This is a genomic window from Bacteroides sp. AF34-31BH, assembly GCF_003602795.1.
Taxonomy (GTDB): domain Bacteria; phylum Bacteroidota; class Bacteroidia; order Bacteroidales; family Bacteroidaceae; genus Bacteroides; species Bacteroides uniformis.
The window spans coordinates 696,505-709,539 of the sequence record NZ_QTLV01000001.1; the positions used below are offsets into that span (position 1 = coordinate 696,505).

The window sequence follows — 13,035 nt, forward strand, 5'->3', positions numbered from 1 at the left end:
CCATGCCCCTCCTTTTCCTTTTTAATTTTTAATTCTTTAATTTTAATCACCTATGGGATTCTTTAAATCTTTTTTCTCCGGCAAGTCAGACAGTCCGGCAAATGAGAAACAAAAAAACGAACAGAAGAATTTTGAGATATTCAAGTATGACGGTATGCGCGCACAACGCATGGGCCGTACAGACTACGCCATCAAATGCTTCACTGAAGCCCTTGCCATTCAGGAAGACTTCGAGACCATGGGATATCTCGCCCAAGTCTACACCCAGACCAGCGAACTGGACGAGGCGCACAAACTACTGGAACGCATGACCGAAATAGAGCCGGAACATATCTCCACCTACCTCAGTCTTGCCAACGTATGCTACATGCAGGAAGACTATCCCGCCATGGCAGGAGCGGCAAAGAAGGCTATCGAAATAGAAGAGGGCAACGCCATGGCACATTACCTGCTCGGCAAAGCAGACAATGGGCAAGGGGACGGCATCATGTGCATCGCCCATCTTACGAAAGCCATCGTACTGAAAGATGATTTCATCGAAGCACGTCTGCTCCGTGCCGAAGCCCTGGTCCAAATGCAGCAATACAAGGAAGCGATGGAAGACATAGACACCATTCTGGCACAAGACCCGGAAGACGAAAGTGCCATCTTGCTCCGCGGAAAGATAGAAGAAGCTACGGGAGACAAAGAAAAAGCAGAAAGCAGCTATCAGAAAGTGACGGAGTTGAATCCCTTCAACGAACAAGCCTTCCTCTACTTAGGACAGCTTTACATCACCCAAAACAAACTGGCAGAAGCCATCGAGCTCTTTACGGAAGCCACAGAACTGAACCCTAATTTCGCAGAGGCCTATCATGAGCGCGGACGTGCCAAGTTGCTGAACGGCGACAAGGAAGGTTCTGCAGAAGACATGAAGAAAGGACTGGAACTCAATCCTAAAGAGATACAGAACTTTAACGGACAATATGGTAACCAACCGGGGGGAAGTACCGGTAATATCCTGGGATTATGACAAATTCAATTATTGCCGCCAATGAAACGAAATTTATTTCTATCAGTACTTTTTGTACTGATGTTCGCACCTGCCCATGCACAGCAAGTGAACATATTGTCCTATAACGTACATAATTGCATAGGTATGGACAAGGAGTACAATTACCGGCGCATTGCCAATGTTATCAGTCAAACTTCTCCGGACATAGTCGCCCTGCAGGAACTTGACAGTGTAACGGTGCGCAACAAAGGAATCCATGCTCTCGGAGAACTAGAAAAACTGACCGGAATGCACGGGACTTATGCAGCAGCCATTCCTTTTCAGGGTGGAAGCTACGGCATCGGAATCCTCTCCAGAGAGATACCCATAAAATACAAAATCATTCCAATGCCCGGACGGGAAGAAAAACGTACCCTCATTATTGCAGAATTTAAAGATTATGTATTTTGTGCCACACACCAGTCCCTCACTCCAGAAGACCAGCTCCTTGCCGTACCATTGATAGAAAAAGCCTTGCAAAACGTCGATAAGCCCATCTTTATGGCAGGCGACATGAACTCTGCACCAGCAAGCGTTCCCCAGCTGGAATTGGCAAAACATTTTGCCACCCTCAATGACACAACCTCTTATACTTTCCCGGCAGACCGTCCCAACCGATGTATAGACTACATCTACGGCTATTCCAAGAATGGGTATCGGTTTGACGTACAATACCGGAAAGTCATAGAAGACACCATTTCATCCGACCATCGTCCGGTTCAAGTCATTGTACAAGTTAAAGGGAAATAAGTTAAATTGCTACTATCCCTAAAAAAAACATTGTTTTTTGTTTGTATATAAAAGAAAAGCATTACTTTTGTCACGTAATTCAAAAACAGAGAATACAAGTATGAAGTCATTTACTTATGCATATTACTTCTTTTTTTACTTTTACTTTAGCCAGAAAGTAGAGCGGGAGTTTGTATGTATCAAGTGACAGTGATGCTTAAGGACTGAATAGAGAAACAAGTAAATATACAGAATCCCGCTCCATCGTATGGAAGCGGGATTTTTTTTTATAGCATAACCAAGAAAATAAAAATAATGAAAAAGGTAGCCATTCAAGGAACATTAGGCTCGTATCACGACATCGCCGCACACAAGTACTTCGAAGGAGAAGAAATAGAGTTAATCTGTTGCGCCAACTTTGAAGACGTGTTCGGTGCCATCAAAAAAGACAGTCAGACCATAGGAATGCTGGCGATAGAAAACACCATTGCAGGTAGTTTGCTGCATAACAATGAGCTATTACGCCAAAGTGGCGCACAGATTGTCGGCGAGTACAAGCTGCGTATTTCCCATAGTTTTGTCTGCCTGCCCGATGAAGACTGGGATGATATTACCGAAGTCAACTCCCACCCTATCGCCCTGATGCAATGCCGTGAATTCCTGGGACAACACCCCGGAATCAAAGTGGTGGAAGGCGAAGATACCGCCCGCAGTGCCGAAATCATCCAACAGGAACATCTGAAAGGCCATGCAGCTATCTGCTCCAAAGCTGCTGCAGAGCGTTATGGCATGAAGGTCCTGCAGGAAGGTATCGAAACCAACAAACATAACTTCACCCGTTTCCTGGTCGTAGCCGACCCTTGGCAAGTAGATGAACTGAACCGGCATCGCAGCAAGGACGTCAACAAGGCAAGCATGGTATTCACACTTCCCCATACTGAAGGAAGCCTTTCCCAAGTATTGTCTATTTTGTCTTTCTACCGCATCAACCTGACCAAGATACAATCACTGCCCATCATCGGGCGTGAATGGGAATACCAGTTTTACGTAGATGTCGTCTTCGACAATGTACTGAGATATAAACAATCCATTGCGGCCATCACACCGCTGACCAAAGAGCTGAAAATATTAGGAGAATATGAAGATGGAAAATCAAACGTGTAGAATAAAGCCTGCCGACCGCCTGGCAAGCGTAAGCGAATACTACTTCTCGAAGAAGCTGAAAGAAGTGGCACAAATGAATGCCGAAGGAATGGATGTCATCAGCCTGGGAATCGGAAGCCCCGACATGCCGCCTTCCGAAAAGACAATCCGGACACTTTGCGAAGCTGCCTGCAATCCGGACGGACATGGTTACATGCCCTACGTAGGTATCCCCGAACTGCGCCGCGGTTTTGCGGACTGGTACCAAAAATGGTACGGTGTAGCATTGAATCCCAACACAGAGATACAACCGCTCATCGGCTCCAAAGAAGGCATCCTGCACGTGACGCTGGCCTTTGTCAACCCCGGTGAACAAGTATTGGTTCCCAATCCCGGCTATCCCACCTATACTTCATTAAGCAAGATTCTGGGTGCCGAGGTCGTGAACTATAACTTGAAAGAAGAAAACGGCTGGATGCCCGACTTCGACGAACTGGAACGGATGGACATGAGCCGTGTAAAACTGATGTGGACCAACTATCCCAATATGCCCACCGGGACGAACGCAACACCGGAACTGTACCGGAAACTGGTGGACTTCGCACGCCGCAAGGACATCGTCATCGTAAACGACAACCCCTACAGTTTCATCCTGAACGAACATCCTATCAGCATCCTCAGCATTCCGGGTGCCAAAGAGTGCTGCATAGAATTCAATTCCATGAGCAAAAGCCACAACATGCCGGGCTGGCGTATCGGCATGCTTGCCTCGAATGCCGACTTCGTGCAATGGATATTGAAAGTAAAAAGCAACATCGACAGCGGTATGTTCCGTGCCATGCAACTGGCAGCCGCCACTGCCCTGGAAGCAGAGCAAGACTGGTATGACGGCAACAACGCGAATTACCGCAACCGCCGTCAGTTGGCAGGAGAAATTATGCATACCTTGGGTTGCACCTACGACGAAAACCAGGTAGGCATGTTCCTCTGGGGCAAAATCCCCGACAGCTGTACAGACGTGGAAGAACTGACTGAACACGTGCTGCATAAAGCCAGAGTGTTCATTACTCCCGGGTTTATCTTCGGAAGTAACGGGAAACGGTATATCCGCATCTCCCTCTGCTGTAAGGACAATAAACTGGCAGAAGCATTGAAGCGTATCAAGGACATGAAATAAATGCTTACAAGTAAGAGATGAACACCCTAAAGCCGGAATCCCGTTTACTAAAACTCCACCGGAGATTTACTAAAACGGGAGGAACGATTTAGTAAATCTTCTCCGACGTTTTACTAAATCTCCGGGACCTTGCTCAGAAAGTCTTCTGAAAAGGAGGAAACGTCACAAGGAAGAAAAAGCATAATTAAAGAATATTATTAAACAAATAAAGAATATGGAACTCGAATTAGAACCTATCACATTACCTGGTGTTGAAGACAAACGCCCTATGGTAATAGCCGGCCCCTGCAGTGCCGAAACCGAAGAACAAGTAATGAGCACCGCCAAACAATTGGCAGACAAAGGCCTCAAGCTATTCCGTGCCGGCATCTGGAAACCGCGCACCAAACCGGGCGGCTTCGAAGGAGTAGGCGTAGACGGCCTTGCATGGCTGAAGGAGGTAAAGAAAGAAACCGGCATGTACGTTTCAACAGAAGTAGCTACCGCCAAACATGTATACGAATGCCTGAAGGCTGGAATTGACCTTCTTTGGGTAGGTGCACGTACCACCGCCAATCCTTTCGCCGTACAGGAAATTGCCGATGCACTGAAAGGCGTAGATATCCCGGTACTGGTGAAGAATCCGGTAAATCCTGACCTGGAGCTGTGGATTGGAGCTTTGGAACGTATCAACAATGCAGGCTTGAAACGTCTGGGTGCCATCCATCGCGGATTCAGCAGCTATGACAAAAAGCTCTACCGTAACTTGCCCCAATGGCATATCCCCATTGAGCTGCGCCGCCGAATTCCCAACCTTCCTATTATCTGTGACCCCAGCCACATAGGTGGAAAGCGCGAACTGGTTGCTCCACTCTGCCAGCAAGCTATGGATTTGGGCTTCAACGGACTGATTATCGAGAGCCACTGCAACCCGGACTGTGCCTGGAGCGATGCAGCCCAGCAAGTCACCCCGGATGTGCTGGATTACATCCTCAACCTGCTGGTCATCCGCAAGGAAACACAAAGCACCGAGAACCTCAGCGAATTGCGCAAGCAGATAGACGAATGCGACAACAATCTTATTCAGGAGCTGGCCAAACGGATGCGTGTGGCACGTGAAATCGGTACATACAAAAAAGAGCATGACATGACCATCCTGCAAACCGGACGCTACAACGAAATCCTCGAGAAACGCGGCTCGCAAGGCGCATTGTGTGGCATGGATGCTGAATTCATCAAAAAGGTATTTGAGGCGATACACGAAGAGAGTGTAAGACAGCAGATGGAAATTATAAATAAGTAATTGGCACATTAAACATCATGAGAATATTAATACTTGGAGCCGGGAAAATGGGCTCTTTCTTCACAGACATCCTGAGTTTCCAGCACGAGACGGCTGTGTTCGACGTCAATCCGCACCAACTGCGTTTTGTCTACAACACCTACCGCTTCACCACACTGGAAGAAATCAAGGACTTCGAGCCGGAGCTGGTCATCAATGCCGTTACGGTGAAATACACGCTGGACGCTTTCCGCCAAATGCTGCCGGTACTGCCCAAAGACTGCATTATCAGCGACATCGCTTCGGTAAAGACCGGATTGAAGAAATTCTACGATGAAAGCGGCTTCCGCTACGTGTCGACGCATCCTATGTTCGGTCCCACTTTTGCCAGCCTCAACAATCTGAATACGGAGAATGCCATCATCATCAGCGAAGGCGACCACTTGGGGAAAATCTTCTTCAAGGACCTCTACCAGACCATGAAGCTGAACATCTTTGAATATACCTTCGACGAGCATGATGAGACTGTGGCATACTCCTTATCCATTCCGTTTGTATCCACTTTCGTGTTTGCAGCGGTAATGAAACACCAGGAAGCTCCGGGCACCACCTTCAAAAAGCACATGGCCATTGCCAAAGGCCTGCTGAGTGAAGACGACTACCTGCTCCAGGAAATTCTCTTCAATCCGCGCACCCCCTCACAAGTGGAGAACATCCGCCTGGAACTGAAGAACCTGCTGGAAATCATCAGCAATAAGGATGCAGAAGGCATGAAGAAGTATCTGACTAAAATCAGGGAAAAGATTAGATAAACAATCAACAAGTGTGTGCCTCGATGCCAAGGTACACACTTTTATCCCAACTAAACACCCCGGATGAAAAAGACAGTCACCACCTCAGGCTATCCGTCGAAGTAGCCCTTTGAAGAGGTGCATGAATCACCGGAAATCCTAACAGTTGACACTAAAAGACAAAAAAATGTCTCCGGTACCATTTTCAAAAGCGGGTGCAAAAATATCACTTTTTTCAAGATGAAAATATCCTTTTTATCTTTTTATTACAATCTGCCAACTTCCTTTTCTATCTCCTCTCACCCTTGTACTCACTTGCTAGACAACACAAAACAGATATATAAAATAATAATTACATTAAACTTCCAGTGTATAGAATAAAAAGACGCCGTTAATTATTTTTAATTTTAGCAACTATATTTTACGATTAAAATGCATTTGTATTATTTTTGTATAAATAACACGTGGCAATTAAATTGCCATTAGACAATATACTACTTGAAAAATCAGGTTATGAAAATTTTTCTAGATAAAAGATGCATAATCAATTTATGTTTCCTTTTTTTATATTTAAGTTCGGCTTTTGCCACAGCAACCATAGTCGGCAAACACCGCAGATTACTTATTATAAACTCGTACAATGAAAGCGCACCCTGGAGCCAAGAACTTATAACTCCCATCCTGCTGCAAACATCTCCTATAGAGGACATCACAGCCGATGTAGTACACATGAACGGGACGTTCATTCGTAATGACTCATTGTATATCCGGATGGAGAATGGCATTTTCGAACGTTTCCAGGATAAGAAACCCGATTATCTTGTACTTCTCGGCAACATGGCTTTTACTTTAAGGGAACGTATTTTGAGTGAGTGGGGAAATATTCCAATAGTATTGATCGGCAACGAAGACACGTATGCTCCACGGGAATATTATTTCACCGGACGTCCTATACACATTTCCAATGCCATCACATCTCCTCTGGTTGACCTGCAGCCGCAATACAACTTTACTTTTATCGAAACGCCGTATATGTACAAAGAGACCATCGACATGATGGTACAGATGCTGCCAAAAATGAAAACGATTGTATTCGCAGCAGATGAACTCTATCATAACCAAGACTTGGACCGGCTTATTCATGCCTATATAACGTCAAAGTATCCAAACCTCCACTATGAACGCTTAATAGGTAATGAAAGAAACCAAAACGAATTACAGGCATATCTGCTAAATGATGAACCGGAGACGGGTATGCTATTTTCCACATGGTTTTACGAGCGTAAGAATCTACTCGGTTTTCCTACACTCATCAGTGGAGACTTTCAGTTAGTTGCATCATCGCCTCAACCCGTATTTGCATTAAGGAATGCCTATGTGGGTAAAGAGGGGTTTGCGGGAGGATATTTCTATGACCGCATGGAAGTGCAAAACGCGCTTTCTTCAGCCCTCAAACAGATATTTGCAGGAGAGGATGCACGGAATATCCCATTTACATATAGCAAGAAATCCTATCCCTTCATCAACTACCAGCAACTGCAGATGGACGGTCTGGACACCACACTCTGTCCTAAAGACTCGGTATTCATCAATAAACCGCTTACATTCTGGCAGAAGTATCAATGGTGGATTATTTGCGGAGTAGTGTTGATACTCTCACTACTTATCATAGCTTTAGTCATTTACCGGTTCCAGCAAAAGAAAATCACCTTGCTAAGTGCCCATGATACCCTTTTACGTAATATGCCGATATCTTATACTCAAATAGAGGTTTTCTTCGACAAAACGGGACAGATAGCAGATATGAGCTATCGATGCGGCAATATTATTTTCAACGACCAGTTTACGCCAACTACCGATGGTTCACAGAAAAATGCCTTCTCCCAAATAGAGCACCTGACACATTTCATGGAAATGGTATTCCAAGAAAAGCAAACGGTAACATTTACTCATTACTTCAAACAAACAAACAGCTTTTACGAATTCATTCTTTGCCCGGCATCCCAAAAACACACTTTGGATGTCTTTGCCGTAGATATTACAGCGCGCAAAGATGCCGAAAACACATTGCGAGAGATTAATAAAAAACTGGAAATGACATTGGGCATAGCACGCATCATACCATGGCGCTGGGATTTAAAGGAGGGTCTGATTTATTGCGAAGCACAAAAGATATTAGACCACATGAACTTTACAAAGGAGAAGAACTCTACAGTCCAAGTAGATATTATCAAGGCGTCAGAATATTTCCGAAAGATACACCCGGAAGACTTCGAACGTATGCACCATGTACATGAAAATCTCATTTCAGGCAAGTTGCAGCATATCAAAGAAGAATATCGTATCATCACCGAAGTAGAAGGGCGAAAAATAACAGATTGGATGGAAACCAACGCAGTAATTGACCAGCGCGACAAGAACGGCTATCCAATATCGCTTGTCGGCTCCCTTTTACTGATAACAGAACGCAAGAGGCAAGAAGAAGCGCTTATCCGAGCACGAGAAAAAGCCCAAGAATCCGACCGGCTGAAATCTGCATTTCTAGCCAATATGAGCCACGAGATACGTACCCCCTTGAATGCCATCGTAGGATTCTCCAGCCTGCTGACTGCAACCGAAAACGAAACCGAACGCAAAGAGTTCATCAGTATCATAGAAACCAACAACCAGTTGCTATTGCAACTGGTAAGTGACATCCTGGATCTTTCAAAAATAGAAGCAAATACACTGGAATTCAATTATCAGAATGTCGACTTAAATCAGTTGGCAAAAGATGTGGAAAACACTGTACGAGGCAGACTGCAAACAGGTGTTGCCCTACAATTCGTTCCTGAAGTACCAGTTTGTTATGTACAGACAGAACATAACCGTCTCTCTCAAGTCCTCATCAACCTGCTGGTCAACGCTGCAAAATTCACAGAGAAAGGTGAGATTATGTTTGGATACAAAATCCGTGGAGAAGAACTCTATTTCTACGTAAAAGATACGGGCATAGGCATATCACTAGAGAATCAGAAGAAAATATTTGAACGGTTTACCAAAGTAAACACCTTTATACAAGGAACGGGATTAGGGCTCTCAATATGCAAAAACATTGTCACAAAAATGAAAGGACGCATCGGAGTAGAATCCGAAGGAGAAGGTAAAGGAAGTACTTTCTGGTTTACAATACCTTATAAACCGAAAGAGGCCCAAAAGGAAAATAATCTAACTTTAATGCCTCTTCTGAACGAGAGAAGCAAGGAAAAGCCTATAATCCTGATAGCAGAGGACAACGAAAGCAACTATATGCTGTTCAAGTCTATCCTACAGAAAGATTATGAGTTGGTTCATGCTTGGGATGGGGAGGAAGCCGTGGAACTCCATCAGAAGTTTCATCCGCATGTGGTCATCATGGACATCAATATGCCTAAAATGGATGGATATGAAGCTACTCGCGAAATACGTAAAGTATCCAAAACGGTACCTATCATTGCAGTAACGGCATACTCCTTTGCTTCGGACAAAGAAAAGATTATGCAGAATGGCTTTAACGGATATATGTCCAAGCCGGTTGACATACAAAGATTGAAAGAAAAACTCGACTATACAATCCACGGGAATTTTATGATGATGTAGAGTTCCGGTCTGCTCTTTCCTATATGATATTTTTTGATTATCCAAGAAATATCATGTACTTTTGCACAAGTTAGAAAAGAGACAATGATAGACCAACCCACCATAGACCGCATACTTGATGCCGCACAGATATACGATGTCGTATCAGACTTTGTCACCCTGCGCAAACGCGGTGTGAACTATGTAGGTCTGTGCCCTTTCCACGATGACAAAACCCCTTCCTTCTATGTATCCCCCGCCAAAGGGCTCTGCAAGTGTTTTGCCTGCGGAAAAGGAGGAAATGCAGTGCATTTCATCATGGAGCACGAACAGATGTCTTATCCCGAGGCGCTGAAATATCTCGCAAAAAAATACGGCATTGAAATCAAAGAACGCGAACTATCCAGCGAGGAGAAGATAGCACAGGGTGAACGGGAAAGCCTCTTCATTGTGAACAACTTTGCCCGTGACTACTTCCAGAATATCCTAAAGAACCACGTAGACGGACGGAGTATCGGCATGGCCTATTTCCGCAGCCGCGGCTTCCGGGATGACATCATCGAGAAGTTCCAGTTGGGCTATTGTACCGAGAGCCACGATGCCCTTGCCCAGGAAGCTTTGAAGAAAGGCTATAAAAAGGATTATCTTGTCAAGACCGGCCTCTGCTACGAGACGGACGACCACCGACTGCGAGACCGCTTCTGGGGGCGCGTCATCTTTCCGGTACACACTCTCTCCGGCAAGGTGGTGGCTTTTGGGGGACGTGTGCTTGCCGGCGCCACCAAAGGCGTCAAGGTGAAGTACGTCAACTCGCCTGAATCGGAGATTTACCATAAAAGCAATGAACTGTACGGCATATATTTTGCCAAACAAGCCATTGTGAAACAAGACCGTTGTTTTCTGGTCGAAGGTTATACAGACGTCATTTCCATGCACCAATCGGGCATAGAGAATGTGGTTGCCTCTTCGGGCACAGCATTGACATCCGGACAAATCCGGATGATTCATCGTTTCACCAACAATATGACAGTGCTCTACGACGGTGACGCTGCCGGTATAAAGGCCTCTATCCGAGGTATTGATATGTTGCTGGAAGAAGGCATGAACGTCAAAGTCTGCCTCCTGCCCGATGGTGACGACCCGGACTCCTTTGCACGCAAACACAATGCGACGGAGTTCCAGGCCTTCATACAAGAGAATGAAACGGACTTTATCCGCTTCAAAACCAATCTGTTGCTGGAAGATGCTGGAAAAGACCCCATCAAGCGTGCCGAGCTTATCGGAAACCTTGTGCAGAGCATTTCCATCATTCCCGAAGCCATTGTGCGTGATGTCTATATCAAGGAGTGCGCCCAATTATTGCACGTAGAAGATAAACTGCTGGTTTCTGAGGTTGCCAAGCGTCGCGAAAAGCAAGCCGAGCAACAAGCTGAGCGAGCAGAACGTGAGCGTCGGTCGGCCAATGCCGCAAGAGCCAATGCAGAAACGGGGGTCAATGGCAGTCATACTGCAGCTACCAACCCCGACGCACAACAAGCTGGCTATCCGTCCCAATCACTGCCTGCCGGTCTCCCTTCCGAAACACCTCCACCTTTTCCACCCGAGGAAGAATATGTATCCTTCATCCCGCAGGAGGGCAAGGAGGGCCAGGAGTTCTATAAATACGAACGACTTATTCTGAAGATGGTAGTGCTCTATGGTGAGCGGGTGATGTGCAATGTCACCAATGAAGAGGGGCAGGAAACCCCTATCACTGTAACTGAATATATAGTCAATGATTTAAAAGAAGACGAACTTGCCTTCCACAATCCGCTTCACCGGCAAATCCTGACAGAGGCTGCCGAACGTATCCACAATGAGGGTTTTACCGCCGAACGGTATTTTGTGGCGCATCCCGACCCCGTCATCAGCAAGCTGAGTGTGGAGCTTATCAGCAACCGCTATCAGTTAAGGAAATCACAGATAGAACAAATGGTAACGGACGAAGAACGCCTCTATGAGCTAATTCCACGGTTAATGATAAACTTCAAATATGCCATCGTCTGCGAAGAATTGAAGCATACCCTATTTGCGTTACAGAACCCTGCCATAGCCAATGATGAAACCCAGTGTAACAGCATCATGGAGCGCTACAACGAATTGAACAAAGTAAAAAGCATCATGGCAAAGCGGCTGGGAGACAGAGTCATCCTGAATTTTTAAATTCAATTCGGGGAGTTCTCCGTCAAGAATTATGCCTGATTAAATTCATAAATTCCTCGCGAGTCTTCGCTTGGTTGAATGCTCCGGTAAAATCGGATGTAGTGGTAATGGAGTTCTGTTTCTCTACTCCGCGCATCTGCATGCACATGTGTTTGGCTTCCACAACAACCATAACCCCCAGCGGATTCAGCGTCTCCTGAATACACTCTTTTATTTGGAGAGTCATACGTTCCTGCACTTGCAGGCGGTGAGAGAAAATATCCACTACGCGGGCTATCTTGCTCAGTCCGGTAATGTAGCCGTTAGGAATATATGCCACATGTGCCTTTCCGTAGAAGGGAAGCATGTGATGTTCGCAAAGCGAGAAGAAGTCAATGTCTTTCACAATCACCATCTGACTGTATTCCTCTTGAAATTTGGCCGAACGGAGTACCTCGTGCGGGTCCATATGATACCCTTTCGTCAACGACAACATGGCCTTCGCCACCCGTTCAGGTGTCTTCTGCAAACCTTCACGTCCGGCATCTTCACCCAACAGAGTAAGGATGCGGTGATAATGTTCCTTCAATTCATCTAATGAAGGAGATACAATTTCTTCTTTTCCTAACATGATAATTCTTTATAAGGGGATGTTTATCTGCTCTTTCACGATAGAAACTTCCTTGAATACACCAGTAGCCCGCAACTGACGCATCATGGCATCCGCTTCTTCGATACTGCGGAAATCTCCTGCACGGCACAGCCAACGAGGGGGATTGAAAGAGGTATAAACTGTAAGTTCGGGAAAATGTTCCTTGATGCGGGTAGCTACCGCATAAGCTTCGTTCTTGGCCTGACGGGTATTATTCCCTGCATAAACTTGTATGCGGTAACCCGAACTTTTAATCACTTTCTGCTCATCCGAACCGGCAGGAACATACTCCGAACCTATCAATGCCGCAATGCGTGCATCTTGATGGATAGTCACCTTGCCTTGTCCCGGCACATTACGTTCCAGGCTTTTCACAATATTATTCTGCGCTACAGAAATCGTTGCAAAAGCGAAACATGCAACTAAAAGTAAACCAAGCTTTTTCATGAGTCAATATCTTTATATAACGGA

At 45.6% G+C, this 13,035-nt stretch carries 10 protein-coding genes; 8 read left to right on the plus strand and 2 right to left on the minus strand.

The window, feature by feature from the left end; all coding sequences use genetic code 11:
• Positions 1-52 precede the first annotated feature (52 nt).
• The 8 genes from DWZ67_RS02980 (at position 53) to dnaG (ending at position 11,933) form a co-directional block, all read left to right on the plus strand.
• Positions 53-1,012 (plus strand): tetratricopeptide repeat protein, encoded by a 960-nt coding sequence (locus tag DWZ67_RS02980; RefSeq protein WP_005830011.1) that lies wholly within the window; start codon positions 53-55, stop codon positions 1,010-1,012.
• 21 nt (positions 1,013-1,033) lie between these two features.
• Positions 1,034-1,783, plus strand: a complete 750-nt coding sequence (locus DWZ67_RS02985) for an endonuclease/exonuclease/phosphatase family protein (RefSeq protein WP_005830009.1) — start codon at positions 1,034-1,036, stop codon at positions 1,781-1,783.
• 294 nt (positions 1,784-2,077) lie between these two features.
• Entirely contained in the window at positions 2,078-2,926 is an 849-nt protein-coding gene (locus DWZ67_RS02990; RefSeq protein ID WP_005830004.1) for a prephenate dehydratase, read from the plus strand.
• Positions 2,901-4,082, plus strand: coding sequence for a pyridoxal phosphate-dependent aminotransferase (locus DWZ67_RS02995; RefSeq protein WP_120138100.1), 1,182 nt, complete (start codon positions 2,901-2,903; stop codon positions 4,080-4,082). The genes DWZ67_RS02990 and DWZ67_RS02995 overlap by 26 nt, the downstream gene beginning before the upstream one ends.
• A 214-nt stretch (positions 4,083-4,296) precedes the next feature.
• Positions 4,297-5,364: a bifunctional 3-deoxy-7-phosphoheptulonate synthase/chorismate mutase type II gene (locus tag DWZ67_RS03000; protein ID WP_005829998.1), complete on the plus strand. Its 1,068-nt coding sequence runs from the start codon at positions 4,297-4,299 to the stop codon at positions 5,362-5,364.
• Between the two features lie 17 nt (positions 5,365-5,381).
• Positions 5,382-6,155 (plus strand): prephenate dehydrogenase/arogenate dehydrogenase family protein, encoded by a 774-nt coding sequence (locus DWZ67_RS03005; RefSeq protein WP_120138101.1) that lies wholly within the window; start codon positions 5,382-5,384, stop codon positions 6,153-6,155.
• A gap of 492 nt (positions 6,156-6,647) precedes the next feature.
• Positions 6,648-9,752 (plus strand): response regulator, encoded by a 3,105-nt coding sequence (locus DWZ67_RS03015; RefSeq protein ID WP_022401361.1) that lies wholly within the window; start codon positions 6,648-6,650, stop codon positions 9,750-9,752.
• A gap of 84 nt (positions 9,753-9,836) precedes the next feature.
• On the plus strand, positions 9,837-11,933 hold the full coding sequence (dnaG, locus tag DWZ67_RS03020) for a DNA primase (protein WP_005829986.1): 2,097 nt from the start codon (positions 9,837-9,839) through the stop codon (positions 11,931-11,933).
• A 22-nt stretch (positions 11,934-11,955) separates the two neighbouring features.
• On the opposite strand, the gene folE is transcribed toward dnaG, so the two are convergent.
• Complete coding sequence (folE, locus tag DWZ67_RS03025) at positions 11,956-12,543, minus strand: GTP cyclohydrolase I FolE (protein WP_005829983.1); 588 nt, start codon at positions 12,541-12,543, stop codon at positions 11,956-11,958.
• A gap of 9 nt (positions 12,544-12,552) precedes the next feature.
• The gene (locus DWZ67_RS03030; RefSeq protein WP_005829980.1) at positions 12,553-13,011 is read right to left on the minus strand and encodes an SPOR domain-containing protein; all 459 of its coding nucleotides are present in this window, start codon (positions 13,009-13,011) and stop codon (positions 12,553-12,555) included.
• Positions 13,012-13,035: the final 24 nt, after the last annotated feature.